An 18,852-nucleotide genomic window follows, 5' to 3' on the forward strand; every position below is an offset into this window, starting at 1 on the left:
ATGAAGGTCAGATCGGTTGAGCTGATCGTGCTGCTCGGCCTCGCGGCGGCCGGGGTCTGGTATCTGGTCAGCGCAGTGGATTTCCTGGAGGCCGAAGAGCAGGACTATTTCCTGAACCCTGGGTTCTTCCCCACCATTCTGGGCTGTGTGCTGCTGCTGTTCATCGCGGTCAGCCTCCTGCAGACGCTGCTCAGCAAGACCAACAGGGAGGCATTTCCGGAGAGCAACACCCGCCGGGTGATCCTGGTCATCGGGCTGACGGCCGCCTACCTCCTGCTCTGGAGCATGATCGAGCCGCTGTTCTACCTGTTCACCGTCCTGTTCTTCCTGGCGGTCTCCCTGGTGCTGACCCTGAAGAGAGGAGCCCCGCTGCTGCCGGCGATCGCCAGGCTCGGGCTGGTCGCCGTCCTGCTCACCGGACTGGTCTACCTCATCTTCGACGTCACGTTCGGGATCTCCCTGACATGACGGCCGCCTCGCCGCCCCGAAAGGACGTGTACACATGGGCTTGACGGAATTCGACGTCTCGGTCCTCTTCGATCCGCTCAACATCGTCGCCATCCTGGTCGGCTCCCTGGCAGGCATGTTCTTCGGTGCCATCCCGGGTGTCGGAGCGATGGTGGTGCTGGTCCTCTTCCTGCCCATCTCGTTCCTCCTGCCGCCACTGCCTGCGGTGCTCCTGCTGCTGGCCGTGTATCAGTCGAGCGAGTACGGCGGGTCGATCTCCAGCATCATCCTGGGGATCCCCGGTTCGCCGTCGAATGTGGCGACGATCCTCGACGGGCATCCGATGGCACAGAGCGGGATGCCGGGGAAGGCGCTGGGGTACTCGCTGTGGGCGAGCGCGATCGGCGGTCTCGTCGGAGGGCTCGCGCTGCTCTTCCTGGCGGTCCCAATCGCGGCCTTCGCGATGACGCTCAGCTATCCGGAGTACTTCCTCCTGGGGATGCTCGGCATCCTCGCCGTGGCGGTGATCAGCTCCCACGATCTGGTCCGCAGCATCATCTCGGCGATCCTGGGACTCATGGTCGGCACCGTGGGCATGGACCTCATCACCGGCGCCCCGCGGTTCACCGGGGGCCAGATGGAGCTCTACAGCGGGTTCACACTCGTGGCGATCATCCTCGGAATGTTCGCTTTCTCCGAGGTCATCACGATGATCCGTGACAACGGGAGCCAGCCGGCACCCGATACTCTGTCGGTGAAGACGAAGGTCCCGTTCGCGGAGCTGAGGACGACGGCCAAGGCAACCACCGGGGGCAGCATCATCGGCTCGCTGATCGGGATCTTCCCCGGCACGGGCTCTGGGACCGCTTCGTGGTTCGGCTACAGCCTGGCGAAGAAGCTCTCCAGGAACCCTGACAGATTCGGCAAGGGGAGTCCCGAGGGCATCGCCGGCGCTGAATCCGCCAACAACTCCTCAGTGGGCGGGTCCCTCCTGCCGCTGCTGACCCTCGGGGTCCCCGGGTCGCCGGCCATCGCGATCGTGATGGGAGCCTTCCTCATGCATGGCATCGTGCCCGGCCCCAACATCTTCGCCGAGGAACCCACTCTCACCTACGGAATCCTCTTCGGCTTCCTGCTCACTTCAGTGGCGATGTTCTTCTCCGGGAAGCTGGTGACGCCCATCTTCTCGCGGGTGCTGAAGATTCCCAGTGAGATGCTCATCCCCGCCGTCCTGCTCATCTCGATCGTCGGCGTCTATGCGGCGAACACCTCGAGCTTCGAGCTGTGGGTCGCACTCACCGTCGGTGTGATCGCCTACTTCATGAGGAACCTTGGTTTCTCGCTCCCTGCCTTCGTGCTGGCGTTCGTGCTCAGCGGGATCATCGAGGAGAACTTCCGCCGTGCCCTGCTGGTTTCGGGCGGGGACCTTACGATCTTCGTGACCAGGCCCTTCTCTCTCGTCCTGGTCCTGATCATCGTCGGTCTCGTGGGCCTGGGCATCTGGGGCAAGGTCAGGGGCACTCGGCGCGAGAAGATCCTCGCCGAGGTGCAGGGGACTGACGAGCAGGAGTCCAAGGCCTGACCTGTCCTCCACCCGCATCCAGTGGCCACGAATCACGGGATCTGCCCGGTGACACGCCGGTCAGGGGCCCGAGATGCCGGGATTCGTGGCCACTCGATGCAGTGAGAACACTTCTTCAGCGGCGGGGCCGCAGCGCCTCACGCCAGATCCGCTCGTGCGCGAGCACATATGCGGTCGCCGCAGCCCAATGCGCGCCGTGGCCCGTGAGGTACATGCTTCCCCACGGCTCGCGGCCGCTCGTGTGGGATTCGCGCAGCAGCCGGCACATGGCTGCGGTGCGGTCGCCCATGGCCTCGGGGAGGGCGGAACGCAGCGCGTGGTCCGCGCCGTACCCGTCGACGAATGCGGCGAGTCGGGCAGCCGCCGTCTCCGGATCCTCCGCAGGGTCATTCGCGGTGAAGGCCTGTGCGGAGTAGGCCAAGTCCCAGAGCCGACTGCTGGGTCCCGCGCCGTCCCAGTCGATGAACACGAAGCGCTCGCCGACCACCAGGTTCCAGGGGGCGAGGTCGTTGTGGCAGATCAGCTCGTGCTCCGGGGCGGGGAGGACGTTCTCCCAGGGAGCGTCCTCGTCGGGACGGTGCTGCGCGGCGACGTCGTGGATGCGCCGCACCAACGCGCCCACTCTGTGCAGCTCGTCAGAGGTGAGTCGACGAGCCTCGACCATGGGACCAGGGATGAACTCCAGGATCTGGCGGCCTCGGCTGTCCCTGCCCAGCACTCGGGGCACGTCGATGCCATGGTTCCCCAGATGGGTCAGGAAGGCGTGGACGCTCGCCGTCGCAGAGCTCCACGGCTTGCGGACCGTGCCTCCGACCCGGACGACGTCGTCGCTGACATTGCCGCCGGTCAGCGGCTGCTCGTGATCCACAGCTCCAGGCTAGTGCGTCGCCCCGCCCATCCAGTGGCCACGAATCACGGGATCTGCCCGATGACACGCCGGTCAGGGGCCCGAGATGCCGGGATTCGTGGCCACTCGATGCGGAGGCGTCAGCGGAAGCGGACCTCCACTGCTTCCCCGTGCGCCGGAAGCCCTTCGGCGGCGGCCAGGGCACTGACGTGGCGGGCCACCTGACCTAGTCCCTCGCGCCCGTAGCGGATGACCTGCTGGGAGCGCAGGAAGCTGGTCACGTTCAGCCCGGAGCTGTAGGCGGAGGCTCCGCCGGTGGGCAGTACGTGGTTGGAGCCGGCGCAGTAGTCGCCCAGCGAGACCGGAGTGTAGGAACCAAGGAACACCGCCCCGGCATTGTGGATACGGTCGGACAGGGCGACGTCGTCGCCGGTCATGATCTCCAGGTGCTCGGCCCCGTAGGCGTTGGCGACCTCGACCGCCACGTCCAAGGAGTCCACCACCAGCACCGCCGACTGCGAACCTGTCAGCGACTGCTTCACCCGGTCGACATGCGGGGTCTGCGCGGCCTGCTCATCCACTGCGGTGAGGACCCGCTCGGCCAGCGTCATCGAGTCGGTCACCAGCACTGCCGCGGCCAGCTCGTCATGCTCGGCCTGGGAGATCAGATCCGCCGCCACCAGGGAGGGATCTGCGGAGTCGTCGGCCAGCACCATGATCTCCGTGGGTCCGGCCTCGGCGTCGATGCCCACCACGCCCTGCACCGCACGCTTGGCGGTGGCCACGAAGATGTTTCCCGGGCCGGTGATGAGCTTCACCGGCGGGCACACCTGGTGCCCGGCGGCGTCACGGGCGCCGTAGGCGAACATCGCCACCGCCTGTGCGCCGCCGACGGCGTAGACCTCCTCGATGCCGAGCAGGTGCGCCGCCGCCAGGACGGTGGGGTGCGGGTACCCGCCGAAGTCCTTCTGCGGCGGGGAGGCCACGGCCAGCGAGCTGACGCCGGCGACCTGGGCCGGCACCACGTTCATCACCACCGAGGAGGGGTACACCGCCTGGCCGCCCGGTACGTAGAGCCCCACCCGTTCGATCGGGACCCACCGGTTGGTGATCCGCGCATCCGGGCCCGGCGACACCACCGACGCGGCAGGCAGCTGGGCCGAATGGACCTCCCGGGCCCGCTCGATCAGGGTCTCCAGCGCCTCCCGCACCTGGGCGTCCAGGTGGGCGAGGGACTCCTCCAGCTTCCACTGCGGCACCCGCAGGGATGGCGGGCGCACACCGTCGAAGGTCTCGGAGAGCTCGGTGAGCGCCTCGACGCCGCCTCGGCGCACCTTCTCCAGGATCGGCGCCACCGTCTCGACGGTGGCTGAGATGTCCTGTTCGGCGCGGGGGAGCACGGTGCTGACGTCTGCGGTGCTGACGCGGAGATCCTTGAGGGTGAGCATGTTCCTCCTCGGGGCGGATGGATTCATCGCCCATTCTCTCCCGTGGAGACGCAGGACGCAGAATCACATGACAGCAGGTCTCTACCCGCCGGGACGAGGGTGTGCGCGCCCCGCCCCGGAGGGGACGTGGCCCGGCTTCGGTTGCGATCCAGGCTGGCATGACACCATGCTGGGTGATCGCGTACCGGCAGATGCCGACGGTGCGGTCCCGCTCGAACTGTCTGCCGCCCGGCAGTGACCGACATGTGTGAGGAGAGTCCGTGATCGCCATGACCACTGAAGAGCCGGTCCCTGACGAGGATCTCAACACCATCGTCGACGACACGGTCCCTGAAGGGGTGCAATCCCTCGTATCCGGCGCCGGGCCCGTGCTGGGAATCTTCCTCGGCGTGGGGATCGCACTGCTCGTGGCGCTGGCCATCACAGTGGTCTCCTCCCTGGCGATGAAGCAGATATTCCGTCGCAGCTCCGAGGTCAAGCGGGCGATCAACCGGACCAGGCTCCCGTTGTTCTTCGCGCTCACGTTGATCGGCACGCGGGTCACCCTGCGCCTCGCCGCCGGCGATGCCGCGTGGTACTCCTGGCTGGCGTTCATCCTGTTCATCGTCATCGTGATCGGCATCGCCTGGTGGGCGATGCGTGTGGTGGGTGTGGTCGAGGCCGCAGTGCTGGCCCGTTACACCGGGGAGAACGACATCGACGACCGGCGGGGCCGCCGGCTGCAGACCCAGGTCTCACTGATCCGTCGGATCCTCGCCGCGATCATCATCACCGTGGCCTTCGCCGCAGTGCTGCTGAACTTCGAATCGGTGCGGGCGCTGGGAGCCGGTCTGCTCGCCTCGGCGGGTGTGGTCTCCGTCGTCGCGGGTCTGGCCATGCAGTCCACGCTGACCAACGTCTTCGCCGGCATCCAGCTGGCGTTCACCGACTCGATCCGGGTGGGCGACGTCGTGGTGGTCGAGGACACCTTCGCGACCGTAGAGGACATCACGCTCTCCGCCGTGGTGCTCAAGGTCTGGGACGAGCGGCGGGTCATCTACCCCTCCAGCTACTTCGTGGCCACACCCTTCGAGAACTGGACCCGGGTGGGCACCGAACTGATGGGTACCGTGGAGCTCGACGTCGACTGGCGGGTGCCGATGGATGAGCTGCGGGGCCGCCTGAAGCGCCTGCTGGACTCCACGGAGCTGTGGGACGGCAAGGACTATTCGATGCAGGTCACCGAGGCCACCGGCGGCATGGTGAAGGCCCGAGTGGTGGTCTCGGCCCGGAACTCCGGAGAGCTCTGGGATCTGCGCTGCCTGGTGAGGGAGGACCTGGTCAACTACCTGCGCGCGGAGCATCCCTACGCGGTGCTGACCCAGCGCATGCTGGTCTCGCACGAGGAAGCGCTCACCGGAGGGCCGTATCAGGTTCGGACCGGCCAGTTCGGCACTGTCGAGGAGCCCGCCGAGTCACGCATCGGGGACACCCGGGAGCAGCCGCAGGTGCCCGCCGCAGATTCCCGTGATGGTGCGCGGCCCGGAGCCGCCGGTGGCCGACGCCCCAGCCCTGAGGAGCAGGAGTTCATCCGCCGCTACGGCTCATCGGCCGAGTCCGCGGGGCATCCTTCTGCGGCAGAGGAATCGGAGGCTCCGGGGGAGGGCCCTGCTGCGGCACCGGCCTCGAGCGAGACTCCGCTGACCCAGGCGGGGGAGGGGGCCTCGGTGTTCACCGGCTCCATCACCGCCGTGGAGCGCAACCGTGAGTTCTCCGGTCCCGGTGAAGGCGCCTACCGGGAGCGCAGGGAGCGCCAGGAGGAGCACGACGGCGGCGACGAGGCCGATGAGGAGGAGTCCGAGTCCCAGGAGAACGCGCCCCGGTCCCGCGAGGTCGGCGACGACTGAACGGTCAGTGGTCAGGGATGCGGGGAGCCCGGAACAGTCTCGGACCGGCATGGACGGAGGTGACCTCGAGACCTCGGGGGTTCAGCTCGGCCGAGGCGACTGGGTACGGTGAACGGAACCCTGACCCCGATCTTCAGCTGGGTGGTCACCGTGCATCCCCGAGAACTCGATCCGAAGACACTGCACGACGACGGGCGGAGGTCCTGGTGGGCGCAACCGACGGCGCGCTCACGCCGCGCGGGTGTCCTCGGCGCCGGACTGCTGGCCGCGAGCCTGGTCGCCTGCGGCGCCGCCGGAGAGGATGAGCCGGCCGAGCAGGACTCACCGGAGGAGGAAGCCGTCGACGATGCGGGAGTCGCCGATGAGGGCGACTCCCGCGAGGACCCCGCTGAGGACCCCGCTGAGGACCCCGCTGAGGACCCTGCCGAGGACCCTGCCGACGACCCTGAGCTTCGAGAGGGTCTGAGCACGGACCGGTTCGGCACCCAGACCCGGCAGAGCGACGGCTTCCCGGACACGCTCCTCCCGCCGTCCGACGGAGACACCCTGCTGCTGAGCGAGGTGCGCCTGGGCGCCCATGACGGTTACGACCGGCTCGTCTTCGACCATGACGACGCAGGCCTGCCCGGCTGGCACGCAGAGTACGTCGATGAACCGACCGAGCCCGGCAGCGGGCACGCGATCGACATGGAGGGCACGGCCTGGCTGGCCATCAGCGTCACCGGGCTGAGCCCCGGCAACGCCGGTGAGGACCAGGGTCACCTGGTCATGCAGACCGACTGGCCGCAGGAGGACACGATCGTGGAGGGCACCGCGACCACCTTCGCCTACGAGGCGGGCGCCAGCTACTACATCGCGCTGGAGGACGTCCACGACTTCGACGTGTTCACCATCGAGGACGGCTCACGGCTGGTGGTCGACATCCTGCATCGGTGACGCTCTGCGGTGCCAGCTTCCTGCTGGGCTCGTCCCCGCGTGGGCGAGCCGGCAGGCTCACTTCTTCAGCGGGTTCCGCCCATTGAGCCTCATGCTGCCGGAAGACTCAGGCTCCCCGTGGGTGGTGGACTCCTCGGCGCGGACGGTGGAGGTCGGCGTCGTCGGCACCTCAGAGGTGGAAGTCTCAGAGCTCGCAGTCTCAGAGCCCTCTGCTTCAGGGCCCGCTGCCCCAGTCTCGGAGGAGCGGGGTGCCGCCGCGTCCCGGCCACGGCTGTCCTGGGCCTTGGCGGCCTTATAGGCGTCCACGGTGCGGGTCGCCTCGCTGGTCGGCTCGGCGGTGCCGTCGCCGCCGTGCCGCCGTCCTCCTCCGGACTCCAGCTGCGCCATGGCCTCGCCCTCTGTGGGGACCCCCACCCGGCGTTCCATCGCCCAGCGGACCATGGTGTCGGGGACGAACTTCAGCGAGGCGGTGAGCATCTGGTAGCTCCGCGAGGGCACGCACATCGAGGCACCTTGGGCGCTGGCGGTCAGCGCCTCACGGACGACGTCCTCGGCATCGAGCCACATCCAGCGCTTGGCGCCTTTGACCTTGATCCCCGAGCGTTCGTGGAACTCCGTGCGGACCAGACCGGGGCAGAGAGCGGTGACCGTGATGCCGTCACCGCGCAGCTGCTGGTGGACGGACTTCGTGAAGTTGATGACCCAGGCCTTGGCGGCCGAATAGGTGCCGGTGGGGGTGAACCCGGCCACCGAGGCCACATTGATGATCCGTCCGGCACGACGACGGCGCATCGCCCGGGCGGCGGTGTGGGTGAGCTCCATGGTGGTCTGCACGTGCAGCCGCAGCAGATCCCGCTCGGCGTCGAGCTCAGACTCCACGAAGTCTGTGGGAAGCCCGTGGCCGGCGTTGTTCACCAGCAGGTGGACGGGGTGGCGCGCATCGGTCAGCCGTTCCTGGACGGCGCCGACGCCGTCCTCGGTCACCAGATCGGCGACGAGGACGGTGATGCGCACACCGTACTGCGAGGTGAGGGATTCTGCCTGCGCCTGCAGGCGGTCGCCGTCGCGAGCCACGAGCACCAGGTCATAGCCCTGGGCAGCGAGCTGGCGAGCGAACGAGGCGCCCAGGCCGGATGTCGAGCCGGTGATCAGAGCGGTATGGGTACTCATGTCAGTATCCTAGGGCGACAGGCTGTGGTGCGCCGCCGATTCCGTTCAGCTGATGTTCAGCCGGTTCGGCGAGTGCGCCTGTGACGACGGCTCTCGGGTCGATGAATCCCGGGAGCCGCGTCAAGATGACGCGACGACGATGCATTGTTACTGCGAATCAGAGCTCAGGAGGAGGGGCCCATGCGTTGGCGCCAGAGGAACGACTGGGGGCCGCGGGCCCTCGCCGGGGACGAATGGGCGGTGCTCGAGGCACAGATCGACGCCGACGACCTCGACGCTGTCGAGAACGCGGTCGAGGAGCTCACCGGATTCATGGACTCGTTCCGGGAGGACGTCGACGGGCGCCCGCTGGTGGGCGTGACCGACGGGCAGCTCTCCGTGACCCAGCACTACACCGAGAACCGGCGCGGACGTCGCGTACTCCAGGTGATCTTCTATGCGACGGGTCCGGTGGGGGTGGGCCAGCCCCACGCCTTCGACAGGCTCGGCTCCGCGGCCACCTCGCTGGTGGACCACCTCCAGGCCGACGGCATCGCGCTCTCCGAGATCCGGTGGACCGAGCGCCCCTATCAGAAGCGCCCGTTCTGACCTACGGAGGGCCTGCCAGGACAGGTTCAGCGGGACAGGTTCAGCAGGACAGGTTCAGTCGGGGCAGCCCTGAGCAGGGTGCTCAGGCCGCGTCGAAGCTCGGTGCGGAGGCGCGGCCCTTCTCCACGATCTGGGCGAGCAGCGGGAACAGCAGCACCGTGATCGCCCCGCCGGTGACCATCACCGAGGCCATGGACTCCTCGATCAGCTCCGAGGAGACGGCGATCTGGGTGACCGCCACGATGATCGGCAGACCGGTGGAGGCATAGAGGGCCAGCGCCAGGCGATCGCGGACGGTGCTCAGCTCGGAGTGGGTCTCGGTGAGCTGCTCGCGCAGGAACACCGGCAGCCCGCGGACCACGGCGATCGAGAGCACGAAGCCCAGCAGCACCGGCCAGTGCGAGACCACCGAGCCGATGTCGATGGACATTCCGCTGGTCACGAAGAAGATCGGGATCAGGAAGCTGAAGCCGATGGTCTCCACCTTGTGGACCAGGGCGCGACCATGCTCTGCGGCGGCCCCGGCCAGCACGGCGTTGAGCAGCATCCCGGCGGCGAACGCGCCCAGTGCCACATCGAGCTGCAGGACCGCGGTCAGCAGCATCAGGGTGATCAGGATGAGCACCGTGAAGCGCAGCGTGGTCTGCATGGTGGTGTTAGCGCCGGCGGCCATGGCACGGCCCAGCAGGGGGATCCGGGTGAACAGCCGGTGCGGCACCAGCACCACCAGGACTGCCGCCAGGGCGAATGCCACCAGGACCAGGGCGGCGGCGAGCGTGCCCCGGGTGGAGAGCAGCAGGGACATGGCCACAATCGGGCCCAGCTCACCCAGGGCGCCGTGCAGCATGGTGGCTGAGCCGAGCGGGGTGACGGCCTTGCCGGAGTCCTTGAGGATCGGCAGCAGGGTGCCCAGCGCCGTCGAGGTGGAGGCGATGGCGAAGACGATCGCCACATGCAGCTCTCCCTGGGCGACGAGCAGCCCGGCGCCGATCCCGAGCACCAGGCAGATCACCCAGGTCAGCGCTGCGGAGCGCCCCTGCCGTCCGCGCATCTGACCGGTGTTGATCTCGAGCCCCGCCAGCAGGAACAGGAATCCCATGCCCAGCTCGCGCAGGAACTCCACCGCCTCGGTCTGCTCGGCGAGCTGCAGGCCGAAAGGGCCGATCAGCATTCCCAGGAGGAGCAGCCAGACGACGTCGGGGATCTTGCGCCGGGTGCCCAGGGCCAGCATGGGGGCGAGGAAGGCGGCGGCGACGATCCACCAGGTGGAGAGCAGGTTCTCCACGAGCATGTGTTCACCCATGAGGCGAGCCTACGCCGATGCTCAGAGTTCGCCGAGGTGGCGCAGGTGGTCCAGCTGCGCAGCAGCGATCTTGGTGGTCACCCGCGGCGGCAGGGTGCTGTGTTCCCCATAGAGGATCCGGCCCAGCGCCTCGGGGTCGGCCTCGCCGTCAGGGGAGAACGGTCGAGCCTCGGCCAGCAGAGCCCGGACCTGGTCGAGGCGTTCGTGCCGGTGAGCCAGGTAGGCCCGCGCGGACTCGGCCAGCGAGGGCCGGGCCGGACCGTGGGCGGGGAGCATGAGCACGTCCCCGTGACCTAGCCGGTGCTGGTCCTTCTGCCTGTCCCCGAGTTGGGCGAGGCGGTCGAGGCTGGTCAGATAGTCGGTGAGGGTGCCGTCAGGATGGTCGAGCATCGTGGTGCCCCGGCCCAGGATCGTGTCCCCGGTCAGCATCATCGCCGCCGGTTCCGGGGTGACGTGTCCCAGGCGGTCGTCGCCGGTTTCGTCGACCACCTGGGCCCGAGGCAGGAACAGGCATATCGAGTCGGAGGTGTGGCCGGGAGTGTGCACCACCTCAGCCACAGCACCGCCGAGATCGAGGCGCTCGCCGTGGGTCAGCGGCGCCGGGGTGAGGCTGTCTGCCCCCGGCAGGCACTGCTCCGGGTCAGCGCCCCGCACCGGTGCCCCGGTGCGCTGTGCGAGCACGGAGGCGGCACCGGTGTGGTCGCGGTGTCGGTGGGTCACCAGGATCTGGGTCACCCGGCGCTTCCCCAGGGCGGAGAGGATCGCCTCGAGATGCTCGGGGTGGCCGGCGGGTCCGGGGTCGACCACGGCGACGGCGTCCTCGCCGGCCAGGAGGTACGTGGTGGTGCCCTCCAGGGTCATGGGAGAGGGGTTCTCGCAGAGCAGGCGTGTCACCGACGTCGTCGTCATGGTCATGCCACCACTTTAGGACGAGGTGAACCTGCCGCTGTTCCACCGGACGGGGCCTCGTCGTAGGCTGGCGGAATGGCACCTGCACAGGACAGCACCACTGAGACCACCGACCCGCAGCCCACCGCCGGCACCGAGCATTCCACCTCCGGCGCGTACGTCACCGGGGGAGAGTTCACCCGGGACACGAACTACATCGAGGACCGGGTGGTCGCCGACGTCGACGCCGTCACCGCCGCTCCGCGTGAGGAGAGCTCGAGCATCGGCGACCCGCGGACCGCCGGACTCACCGAGGACGCGGAGGCCTGGCCAGTGGAGCCGGGGCGCTACCGGCTGGTGGCCGCCCGCGCCTGCCCCTGGGCGCACCGGTCGATCATCATCCGCCGGCTGTTGGGCCTGGAGGACGTCATCTCGCTGGCCACTCCGGGGCCCGTGCATGACGCACGGTCCTGGACCTTCGACCTCACCGAGGACGGGCGGGACCCCGTACTGGGGACGGAGCGGCTGCAGCAGAACTACTTCGCCCGGTTCCCCGACTACCCCCGGGGGATCACCGTGCCCGCGCTGGTGGATGTGCCCTCGGGCGGGGTGGTGACCAACAACTATCCGCAGCTGACGTTCGATCTCTCCACCCAGTGGCAGGCGCACCATCGCGCGGGTGCGCCGGATCTGATCCCCGCCGAGCTGATCGAGGACATGCTTCCGGTGATCAAGCGGATCTTCACCGAGGTCAACAACGGGGTCTACCGGTGCGGGTTCGCCGGCTCCCAGCGTGCGTACTCCGAGGCCTATGAGCGGCTCTTCACCGCACTGGACTGGCTGGAGGAGCGGCTCGACGACCGCCGCTACCTGATGGGCGAGCACATCACCGAGGCCGACGTCCGTCTCTTCACCACGCTGGTGCGCTTCGACCCCGTCTACCACGGGCACTTCAAATGCAACCGCAACAAGCTCACCGAGATGCCGAATCTGTGGGCCTATGCCCGGGACCTGTTCCAGACCCCCGGCTTCGGGGACACGGTCGACTTCGACCAGATCAAGGAGCACTACTACGTGGTCCACGAGGACGTGAACCCCACCCAGATCGTGCCGCAGGGACCGGACCTGGAGAACTGGCTCTCCGACCACGGCCGGGAGAAGCTCGGCGGCTCACCCTTCGGCGCGGGCACCGCCCCCGGGCCGGTGGCGGAGGAGGAGCGCCCGCCCGGGGCGAACCCGCTGCACGGTTGACGACGGCGGCACGGAGCGTGGAGGTCCCGTTCGATGAACGAGGAGGGGGCGTGGCGAGACTCAGCGGTAGGTCTGGATGACCTGGGAGTCGTCGCGGGCGATCAGGCCGGCGTCGGCGGCCTCGACGTACTTGGCCTGGGCTGCGTGCAGCAGCGGAGCGTCCAGACCCAGGGACCCGGCGATCTCCGCCACCATCCCGGAGTCCTTCACGAAGATCCCGACGGCGCTGCGGACCTCGGCGTCGAGGCCCTCCAGCATCCGCGGGCCGCGGTCGGCCAGCATCCAGGAGCCCGCGGCTCCTGAAGAGACCGCCTCGAGCACGGCGTCCTGCTCCAGCCCGAGCCGCTCGGCCAGTGCCAGCGCCTCCGCCGCGGCCACGATGTGCACGGAGCACAGCAGCTGGTTCACCGCTTTGAACGCCTGGCCGCGGCCGACCTGATCACCGCACCCCACCACGGTCCCCATCGCTCCCAGGAGCTCCGCGCTGTCCTCGAGGACGTCGGCCGCACCGGAGGCGAAGAGACGCAGGGCTCCTTTCTGCGCGCCGCCGACTCCGCCGGTCACCGGGACGTCGAGCAGCCGCACCCCGTGCTCGGCGGCCGGCGCCTCCAGGGCACGGACCGGTTCCGGCCCCACGGTGCTCATCACGATCAGGGTCGTGCCCTGACGCATCCGTGCCAGCAGCCCTTGCTCGCCGAGTGCGGCGGCGTGCAGCTGGTCCGGGGTGGCCACCATGACGACGACGGCGTCGGCCTCCGCCGCCGAGCTCGGGATCTCTTCGACGACGAGGCCGTGCTCGGCGGCCAGTGTCCGCCGCTCCGGGGAGGGGTCGACGCCGGTCACGGCGTGTCCGGCCTGAGCGACCTGCTGGGCCATGGGCAGGCCGATCGCGCCGACACCGACGAAGGTGACGCGCAGGGGCTGGGGCGGGCGGATGCTCATGATGTCTCCTGAGGGTTCATCGGGCGGCTGAGGTCGCGGTCGGGGCGGCGAGAATCGTGAGGTGCTTCACAATCTTGATGCGATGATGTTAGCGTATGTGAACTCGCAGCGCGAGATTCACATATCAGAACATCCAGGGTGGTGGTGCCGTCCTGGGCACTCCAGGAGAGGTGGGCAGGATGCCGCTTCGACTCGGCGTCATCGCCGATGACTTCACCGGCGCGACAGACATCGCCGGCTTCCTCGTGGCCGCCGGCCTGCGCACGGTGCAGCTCAACGATCCGAGACCGGGAACGTACCTGCCCGCCGATCCCGACGCCGTCGTGATCAGCCTCAAGACGCGCTCCATTCCCGCAGCGGACGCGGTGGCGCAGAGCCTCGCCGCCTGCCGCCTGCTCGAGGAGCTCGGTGCCGAGCGCATCGTCTTCAAATACTGCTCCACCTTCGACTCCACAGCGGAGGGCAACATCGGCCCGGTCACCGACGCGCTGCTGGACCGGCTCGGCGAGGACCTCACGGTCGTCGTCCCCGCGCTGCCGGTCAACGGTCGCACCGTCTACCAGGGGCACCTCTTCGTCTATGACCAGCTGCTGCACGAATCCGGCATGCGTGACCATCCGGTGACCCCGATGCGGGACTCGAACCTCCTGCGGCTCCTGGAGGCGCAGAGCACCGGACGGGCGAGGAACATCCCCTACACGGTGGTCAGCGCCGGTCCGGAGGCCGTCCGGGAAGCCCTGGCCCAGGCCCGGCGAGACGGCGTACGCTACGCCGTCCTCGACGCTCTGGACATGAGCCACCTGGACACCATCGGTGCAGCCACCGCGGACATGCGCCTGGTCACCGGCGGTTCAGGGCTCGGATCCGGCATCGCACGCGCGCTGACCGGAGCATCCGATGCGAGCCAGGACGCGGCGCAGCATGCTCCTGAGAAGAGCTGGAGCTTCACCGCCGGACACACGGTGGTGCTCTCCGGGTCCTGCTCCGAGATGACCCGGCGGCAGGTCGCCGCGTACCGTCCGCTGGCACCCAGTCTGACCGTCGACGTCGCCGAGGTCCTCGGCCGGGGAGCAGACTACGTCGCCGAGGTGGCCGCCTGGGCGGAGGACGCCCAGCGAGGCACCGAGTCTGCGCCGCTGGTCTCCGCGACCGCTCCGCCGGAGGAGGTCCGGGGCTGGCAGGACCGGTACGGCGCGGCGCGCGTCTCCGCCGCCGTCGAGGAGTTCTTCGGCCGCCTCGCCTCCGCGCTGCACGCACGCGGCACCACACGGTTCATCACCGCCGGTGGGGAGACCTCCGGCGCGGTCACCCAAGCGCTGGAAGTCACAGGCTTCGAGGTGGGGCCGCAGATCGCGCCCGGCGTTCCCTGGACCCGCACCCTCGACACCGGTGCCGATCGGGTGGACCTCGCCCTGAAGTCGGGCAACTTCGGCACGGAGGACTTCTTCTCCGCAGCCCAGCGCCTCGTCACAGGCAGGCACACGTGACCGCCCCGCAGCCCACCAGAACCGGAGACCCGATGCCCCGCTTCGCCGCGAACCTGAGCATGATGTTCACCGAGCTGCCTTTCCTGGACCGGTTCCAGGCCGCAGCCGACGCCGGGTTCACCGGCGTCGAGTACCTGTTCCCCTATGACCACGAGGCCTCGGTCGTCGCCGAGGCGCGCCGCCGTGCCGGCGTCGAGCAGGTGCTCTTCAACATGCCCCCGGGAGACTGGGCCGCCGGTGAGCGCGGCCTGGCCACCCTGCCCGGCCGCGAGGACGAGTTCCGCGCCGGCGTCGAGACGGCGCTGTGGTATGCCGAGGCGCTGGGCTGCCGGCAGCTGCACGCGATGGCCGGGGTCCCCGGCGCTGACGCCGGCACGCCGCAGGAGCTGCGGGAGCGCTACGTCGCACGGGTCCGGCACGCCGCCGAGCAGGCCGCCGCCCACGATGTGCGGGTGCTGATCGAACCGATCAACACCCGCGACATGCCCGGCTACTTCCTGGACTCCGTGGACCTCGCCCGGGACCTGATCCAGGAGATCGACCACCCCGCCGTCGCCCTGCAGCTGGATCTCTATCACGCCCAGGTCATCCAGGGTGACCTCACCGAACTCATCCGAGCCACCGCGGGGATCACCGCCCACGTGCAGATCGCCTCCGTGCCGGACCGTCACGAGCCCGACGGCGGCGAGCTGGACCTCACCCACCTGCTCAGCGTGCTGGAGGAGACCGGCTACACCGGATGGATCGGCTGCGAGTACCGCCCAGCGGGGGAGACCCAGGCCGGCCTCGGCTGGCTGCAGCAGGTCAGGGAGGCGCACCGATGATCCCCGACGAGCGACGCCGCCGGCTGTTGCACCTGGTCGAGGAGCAGGGCTCGGCCAGCATCGCCGCGCTCACCGAGGCCTTGGGCGTCTCCCATATGACGGTCCGCCGCGACGTCAGCCGCCTGGAGGAGGCCGGCCGGCTCGTCTCGGTCGCCGGAGGGGTGACGCTGCCCTCCCGCATCGCTCTGGACGCCACCCACCAGACCAAGCTGGGGCTGAGGCCCTCGGAGAAGGAGCACATCGCTGCCCGGGCTGCGCAGCTGGTCGGCGATGGCGACGTCATCTACCTCGACGCCGGCACCACGATGCTCGCCCTGGCCCGGCAGCTGGTGGATCGGGCCGTCGAGCATGCCCGGCAGGATACCGGGCCGACAGGCCCCGGGGACATCATCACCAATGACCTCGCCGTGGCCGCCGCCGCGGGAGAGCACCCGACCGCCCGGGTCCACGTGCTGGGCGGCCAGCTGGACAGCGCGAACCTCTCCACGCAGGGGCCGCTCGCCGCCGCGGAGCTGGACGAGTACAACATCGACCTCGCCTTCGTCTCCGCCTCCTCCTTCGACCTGCGCGGACTGTCTGTGCCATCGGACGCCAAGACCGTGGTCAAGCGCGCCCTGGTGGACAACGCCACCCATGCGTACCTGGCCACCGACAGCAGCAAGTACGGGAAGGTCGCGGCGTTCCGCGCCGTCCCCTTCGGCGCGTTCGACGGTCTCATCACCGACTCCGACCTGCCCGAGGCCGCTCGTGAGCGTGCCCGGGATCTCGGCGTCGAGCTGCTCATCACCGACTGACCCGCCCCCCCCACCTCCTGCGAAAGGACCCATCCATGCACGTCATCGTCACCGGGGGTGCCGGCTTCCTCGGAAGCCGCGTCATCACCGCCCTGCTGGAGTCCCACGACGCTGGAAGCCTCGGCTTTCCAGTGGAGAAGGTCACCTCCCTGGATCTGGCCGAGAGCCCGGTGCCGGACTCGCGCGTCGTCTCCGTGGTGGGCGACGTCGCTGACCCGCAGACGCTCTCCGACGTCGTCGAGACCGACACTGCGGCGATCTATCACCTGGCCGCAGTGCTCAGCGGAGGCTCGGAGGACGACTTCGACCTCGCCCACCGGGTCAACGTGGACGCGACCCGTCACCTGCTCGAGGCCGCCCGTGCGCTGGGCACCGCCCCGCGATTCGTGTTCACCAGCTCCATCGCCGTCTTCGGCGGGACGATGCCCGACGTCGTCCCGGCGAACCTGGCCGTGCAGCCCGAGTCCACCTATGGGGCCACCAAGGCCATCGGAGAGCTGCTGGTCAACGAGTACTCCCGGCGCGGATTCGTGGACGCCCGGATCTGCCGGCTGCCCACCATCTCGGTGCGGCCCGGTCGCCCCAACACTGCCGTCTCATCGTTCGCCAGCGGGATCATCCGCGAGCCGCTGCAGGGCGAGCCTTCCGTGTGCCCCGTGCCTCGGGACACCCGCCTGTGGCTCTCCTCCCCGGACACCGTGGTCGCCAACCTGGTGCACGCCGTCCGGCTCGACCCCGCTCAGCTGCCCGGCTGGAGGGTGCTCAACCTTCCCGGCGTCACCGTCACGGTGGCCGAGATGCTGGAGAGCCTCGAACGCGTGGGCGGAGCCGAGGCGCTGGCGCTGGTCTCCCACGAGCAGGACGAAGAGATCAGCCGGATCGTCCGCTCCTGGCCGGGAGCCTTCGACGTCGACCGCCTCCTCGCGCTGGGCTTCCGCCCGGACTCCAGCTTCGAGGACGCGGTGAAGCAGTACCGAGACGAATTCGTCGCCTGATGAAGGAACACCCGTCCCACCCTGGGGTCGGGAGCGTGTCAAGGAGGACACCATGACAGAGACAGACACTGCAGGGCTCACCGAGATCACCGCCGTGATCGGCCTCGCGGCCGCGGTCGCGCTGCTGATCTTCCTCGTGCTGCGGACGAAGGTCCACGCCGTGCTCGCCCTGATCATCGCCGCCTCGATCGCCGGCCTCGCCGCCGGCATGGCGCCAGCGAGCGTCGTCGAGGCCATCACCACCGGCTTCGGTGCGACCCTGTCCACCATCGGCCTGGTGATCGGGCTGGGCGTGATGATGGGCCGCGTGCTGGAGGCCTCCGGCGCGGCAGAGAAGCTCGCCGTCACGCTGATCCGCTGGCTGGGGAGGAAGAAGGAGGAATGGGCGCTCGCCGGAGCGGGATTCATCATCTCCATCCCGATCTTCGTGGACAGCGCCTTCGTGATCCTCTCCCCGCTGGTGAAGTCACTGAGCCGCACCTCCGGCCGGTCCCTGCTGACCCTGGGCATCGCGCTCGCCGGGGGCCTGACCGTCACCCACCATGCGGTGCCGCCCACCCCGGGCCCGCTGGGCGCGGCCGGGATCTTCGGCGTCGGCGTCGGGGAGATGATCCTCTGGGGCGTGATCCTGACCATTCCGTCCCTGCTGTGCGTGGTGCTCTACGCGAAGATCATGGGGCCGCGCATCGAGGCGATGATCGAGGCGGACACCGGGGAGAAGCTGTCTCCCCAGGAGGCCTTCGCCGAGTTCGAAGATCGCGCCGTCGAGCGGGAGCGCGAGCTGCCCTCGCTGACGATCTCCGTGATGCCGATCTTCGCGCCGATCGTGCTGATCTTCCTCAACACCTTCTCCACCAACCTGACCGAGGCCGGTGTGCTCGCCCTGCCGGAGTGGCTCGTGCAGGGTGCGGCGTTCCTGGGGAACCCGGTGATTGCCCTGCTGATCGGTGTGCTGATCGCCGTCTACGGACTGACCCGCGGGCAGGACCGCCAGGGCACGATCGCGGACCTGGAGAAGGGCGTGGAGAGCGCGGGCATCATCCTGCTGGTCACCGGTGCCGGTGGTGCGCTGGGCGCGGTGCTGCGTGAGAGCGGCACCGGCGACGCGATCGGGGAGTGGGCCGCCGGGCTGGCGCTGCCGGCGGTGCTGATCCCCTTCGTCATCGCCACGATCGTGCGGGCGATCCAGGGTTCGGGGACGGTCGCGATCATCACCGCGGCCTCCATTTCTGCTCCGATCATGGCGCAGATGCCAGATGTGAACATGGTCCTGGCCGCCCAGGCGGCCTGCCTGGGATCCATGTTCTTCGGCTATTTCAACGACAGCCTGTTCTGGGTGGTGAACCGGATGCTGGGAGTCAAGAACGCCAAGCATCAGATGCTCACCTGGTCGGTGCCCACCACCATCGCCTGGGCGGTGAGCCTGGTGACCCTGCTGATCATCAGCGCCGTCGTATGATCGCA

Annotated in this window: 17 protein-coding genes; 11 read left to right on the top strand and 6 right to left on the bottom strand. The window is 69.0% G+C overall.

Translation table 11 applies throughout. The features are described 5' to 3' along the window. A complete protein-coding gene (locus HNR09_RS09580; protein WP_179541829.1) occupies positions 1-468 on the top strand; it encodes a tripartite tricarboxylate transporter TctB family protein in 468 nt (155 codons plus the stop codon). A gap of 34 nt (positions 469-502) precedes the next feature. Further along, positions 503-2,029 (top strand): tripartite tricarboxylate transporter permease, encoded by a 1,527-nt coding sequence (locus HNR09_RS09585; RefSeq protein WP_179541830.1) that lies wholly within the window; start codon positions 503-505, stop codon positions 2,027-2,029. A 115-nt stretch (positions 2,030-2,144) separates the two neighbouring features. Here the strand turns inward: HNR09_RS09585 and HNR09_RS09590 are convergent, their stop codons facing one another. Next, on the bottom strand, positions 2,145-2,897 hold the full coding sequence (locus HNR09_RS09590; RefSeq protein WP_179541831.1) for a phosphotransferase: 753 nt from the start codon (positions 2,895-2,897) through the stop codon (positions 2,145-2,147). A gap of 119 nt (positions 2,898-3,016) precedes the next feature. Next, on the bottom strand, positions 3,017-4,324 hold the full coding sequence (gene hisD, locus HNR09_RS09595; protein ID WP_179541832.1) for a histidinol dehydrogenase: 1,308 nt from the start codon (positions 4,322-4,324) through the stop codon (positions 3,017-3,019). Positions 4,325-4,593: 269 nt separating this feature from the next. Between hisD and HNR09_RS09600 the strand changes: the two genes are divergently transcribed. Together HNR09_RS09600 and HNR09_RS09605 are read left to right on the top strand one after the other, a co-directional pair. After that, positions 4,594-6,210 carry a mechanosensitive ion channel domain-containing protein gene (locus HNR09_RS09600; RefSeq protein WP_179541833.1) on the top strand — a complete coding sequence of 539 codons (1,617 nt, stop codon included), beginning with the start codon at positions 4,594-4,596 and terminating at the stop codon, positions 6,208-6,210. Between the two features lie 108 nt (positions 6,211-6,318). Continuing rightward, the gene (locus HNR09_RS09605; RefSeq protein ID WP_179541834.1) at positions 6,319-7,146 is read left to right on the top strand and encodes an AMIN-like domain-containing (lipo)protein; all 828 of its coding nucleotides are present in this window, start codon (positions 6,319-6,321) and stop codon (positions 7,144-7,146) included. Positions 7,147-7,203: 57 nt separating this feature from the next. On the opposite strand, the gene HNR09_RS09610 is transcribed toward HNR09_RS09605, so the two are convergent. Then, a complete protein-coding gene (locus HNR09_RS09610; RefSeq protein ID WP_179541835.1) occupies positions 7,204-8,316 on the bottom strand; it encodes an SDR family NAD(P)-dependent oxidoreductase in 1,113 nt (370 codons plus the stop codon). A 180-nt stretch (positions 8,317-8,496) separates the two neighbouring features. Here HNR09_RS09610 and HNR09_RS09615 point away from each other — a divergent pair, with 180 nt between their 5' ends. Next, complete coding sequence (locus HNR09_RS09615; RefSeq protein WP_179541836.1) at positions 8,497-8,904, top strand: hypothetical protein; 408 nt, start codon at positions 8,497-8,499, stop codon at positions 8,902-8,904. Between the two features lie 82 nt (positions 8,905-8,986). Here the strand turns inward: HNR09_RS09615 and HNR09_RS09620 are convergent, their stop codons facing one another. Together HNR09_RS09620 and HNR09_RS09625 are read right to left on the bottom strand one after the other, a co-directional pair. Next, positions 8,987-10,207 (bottom strand): cation:proton antiporter, encoded by a 1,221-nt coding sequence (locus tag HNR09_RS09620; RefSeq protein WP_179541837.1) that lies wholly within the window; start codon positions 10,205-10,207, stop codon positions 8,987-8,989. 21 nt (positions 10,208-10,228) lie between these two features. Beyond that, positions 10,229-11,122 carry an MBL fold metallo-hydrolase gene (locus HNR09_RS09625; RefSeq protein ID WP_179541838.1) on the bottom strand — a complete coding sequence of 298 codons (894 nt, stop codon included), beginning with the start codon at positions 11,120-11,122 and terminating at the stop codon, positions 10,229-10,231. Positions 11,123-11,191: 69 nt separating this feature from the next. Between HNR09_RS09625 and HNR09_RS09630 the strand changes: the two genes are divergently transcribed. Then, complete coding sequence (locus HNR09_RS09630; protein WP_179541839.1) at positions 11,192-12,346, top strand: glutathione S-transferase family protein; 1,155 nt, start codon at positions 11,192-11,194, stop codon at positions 12,344-12,346. A 60-nt stretch (positions 12,347-12,406) separates the two neighbouring features. Here HNR09_RS09630 and HNR09_RS09635 read toward each other — a convergent pair whose 3' ends face one another. Further along, a complete protein-coding gene (locus HNR09_RS09635) occupies positions 12,407-13,288 on the bottom strand; it encodes an NAD(P)-dependent oxidoreductase (RefSeq protein ID WP_179541840.1) in 882 nt (293 codons plus the stop codon). A 179-nt stretch (positions 13,289-13,467) separates the two neighbouring features. Here HNR09_RS09635 and otnK point away from each other — a divergent pair, with 179 nt between their 5' ends. From otnK to HNR09_RS09660, 5 genes are read left to right on the top strand one after another with little or no spacing between them, the layout of a single operon-like run. Continuing rightward, on the top strand, positions 13,468-14,775 hold the full coding sequence (otnK, locus tag HNR09_RS09640) for a 3-oxo-tetronate kinase (RefSeq protein ID WP_179541841.1): 1,308 nt from the start codon (positions 13,468-13,470) through the stop codon (positions 14,773-14,775). After that, complete coding sequence (otnI, locus tag HNR09_RS09645; RefSeq protein ID WP_343047507.1) at positions 14,772-15,599, top strand: 2-oxo-tetronate isomerase; 828 nt, start codon at positions 14,772-14,774, stop codon at positions 15,597-15,599. Before otnK ends, otnI begins: the two co-directional genes overlap by 4 nt. After that, the gene (locus HNR09_RS09650; RefSeq protein WP_179541842.1) at positions 15,596-16,393 is read left to right on the top strand and encodes a DeoR/GlpR family DNA-binding transcription regulator; all 798 of its coding nucleotides are present in this window, start codon (positions 15,596-15,598) and stop codon (positions 16,391-16,393) included. Before otnI ends, HNR09_RS09650 begins: the two co-directional genes overlap by 4 nt. Positions 16,394-16,428: 35 nt before the next feature. Continuing rightward, complete coding sequence (gene denD, locus HNR09_RS09655; protein ID WP_179541843.1) at positions 16,429-17,388, top strand: D-erythronate dehydrogenase; 960 nt, start codon at positions 16,429-16,431, stop codon at positions 17,386-17,388. Between the two features lie 52 nt (positions 17,389-17,440). Further along, on the top strand, positions 17,441-18,847 hold the full coding sequence (locus HNR09_RS09660) for a GntP family permease (RefSeq protein ID WP_179541844.1): 1,407 nt from the start codon (positions 17,441-17,443) through the stop codon (positions 18,845-18,847). The last annotated feature ends 5 nt before the right edge of the window (positions 18,848-18,852 follow it).

Source organism: Nesterenkonia xinjiangensis, from assembly GCF_013410745.1.
Lineage (GTDB): Bacteria > Actinomycetota > Actinomycetes > Actinomycetales > Micrococcaceae > Nesterenkonia > Nesterenkonia xinjiangensis.